Genomic DNA, 1,847 nt, shown 5'->3' with positions numbered 1-1,847 from the left:
GAAGAAGACACTGCAGGCCCGCCGTCCAGCGTCAGGAACCGCCAGGCATAGGCCTGCCGCCCGGCAAAGGTGTTGGCGGCGCGCAGCGGCTCGACCGTATTGGCCAGGCAATGGGCTGAGAAGGCATTGAACAGCAGCACATCAAGTTGCTGCGCCGCAGCGTTATCTTTTGTCCAACTTCGCATGATTTCTTCTAACCATGCATGATGCGGAGAGGCAAGCCGCCTAATTTGACGGGTAACAGATTTGCGAAGGAAGACCGCCATGCAGTTCGGGATGACCGAAGAACAGTCGATGATTGTCGAGACCACCCGCGCCTTTGTGGAAAAGGAGCTGTATCCGCATGAGGCGGAGATCGAGCGCACCGGCCATCTGGACATGGATGTGATCCGTGAGGTGCAGAAGAAGGCGATGGAAGCAGGGCTTTATGCCGCCAACATGCCTGAGGAAGCGGGCGGCGCCGGCCTCGATACCCTGAGCTGGCTGATGTATGAAAAGGAGCTGGGACGCGCCAACTATGCGCTGCACTGGACCGGCGTTGCGCGCCCGTCGAACATCCTGCTGGCGGGCACCGAGGAGCAGAAGGAGAAGTACCTGGTGCCCTGCATGAAGGGCGAGAAATGGGACTGCCTGGCGATGACCGAGCCGGATGCAGGCTCTGATCTGCGCGGCATGAAGGCGACCGCGCGCAAAGACGGCGATGACTGGATCCTGAACGGCACCAAGCATTTCATCAGCCACGCCGACATTGCTGATTTTGCCATCTGCTTCATGGCCACCGGGGTTGAGGATACCCCGCGCGGGCCGAAGAAAAAGATCACCGCCTTCTTTGTCGACAAGGGCACGCCAGGATTTGAGGTGCGCGACGGCTACGGCAACGTCAGCCACCGGGGATACACCAACGCGGTGCTGGAGTTCGACGACTGCCGCCTGCCGTCCTCAGCCATCCTGGGCGAGGTCGACAAGGGGTTCGAGGTTGCCAACACATGGCTGGGCGCCACCCGCCTGCAGGTGGCGGCCACTTGCCTGGGCCGGGCGGAACGCGCATTGCAGCATTCGGTGGAATACGCCGCGGAACGCAAGCAGTTCGGCCAGCAGATCGGTAAGTTCCAGGGTATTTCCTTCAAGCTTGCCGATATGGCGTTGGAGCTGAAGGCGGCGAACCTCTTGACCTGGGAAGCCGGCTGGAAGTTCGATCAGGGCACAGTCACCGAGAGTGACATGTCGATGGCCAAGCTGAAAGCCACTGAGATGCTGGCCTTCGTCGCCGATGAAGCGATCCAGATTCACGGCGGCATGGGTCTGATGGACGAGCTGCCTCTGGAACGCATATGGCGCGACGCGCGGGTGGAGCGTATCTGGGAGGGCACCAGTGAAATCCAGCGGCACATCATCAGCCGCGAGATGCTGCGCGCCGTCGGAGGCTGATCCATGACCCTACCTGGGAAACCTGTTGTGACCATTACCTATTGCACCGGCTGCAACTGGCTGCTGCGGGCGGGCTGGATGGCGCAGGAACTGCTGCAGACCTTCCAAGGCGGCTTGGGCGGGGTGACACTGATTCCCGGAGATTTGGGCGGGATCTTTGAGATCCGTGTCGATCAGGAGCTGGTCTGGGAACGTAAACGGGACAGTGGCTTTCCGGATGTGAAAGAACTGAAAACCCGCGTGCGCGACCGGATTGACCCGGAGCTGGATCTGGGCCATCTCGACCGCCGTGCTGGAGGCGAGTGAGGAATGCCTCCGGCGGGGATATTTTCCGCAAAAGGAAAAGGGCGGCCAGCAAGAGCCGCCCCCGGTAAAGAGAGAAGCTCTCTTCCCCTTGCACGGCCATCGGCGTCCCCGCC

At 61.2% G+C, this 1,847-nt stretch carries 2 protein-coding genes and 1 pseudogene; 2 read left to right on the top strand and 1 reads right to left on the bottom strand.

All coding sequences use genetic code 11. The annotated features are described in order from the left end of the window. Positions 1-185: pseudogene (locus A2I95_RS34840) on the bottom strand (AraC family transcriptional regulator); the annotation flags it as partial. 79 nt (positions 186-264) lie between these two features. On the opposite strand from A2I95_RS34840, the gene A2I95_RS34835 reads away from it, so the two are divergent. Together A2I95_RS34835 and A2I95_RS34830 are read left to right on the top strand one after the other, a co-directional pair. After that, the gene (locus A2I95_RS34835) at positions 265-1,428 is read left to right on the top strand and encodes an acyl-CoA dehydrogenase family protein (RefSeq protein WP_291737140.1); all 1,164 of its coding nucleotides are present in this window, start codon (positions 265-267) and stop codon (positions 1,426-1,428) included. A gap of 3 nt (positions 1,429-1,431) precedes the next feature. Then, positions 1,432-1,734, top strand: a complete 303-nt coding sequence (locus A2I95_RS34830; protein WP_291737138.1) for a SelT/SelW/SelH family protein — start codon at positions 1,432-1,434, stop codon at positions 1,732-1,734. Positions 1,735-1,847 lie beyond the last annotated feature (113 nt).

The sequence above is a fragment of the Leisingera sp. F5 genome, assembly GCF_001593695.1.
The sequence above is the reverse complement of the archived record's forward strand: the minus strand, read 5'-3'. Positions and strand labels throughout refer to the sequence as shown.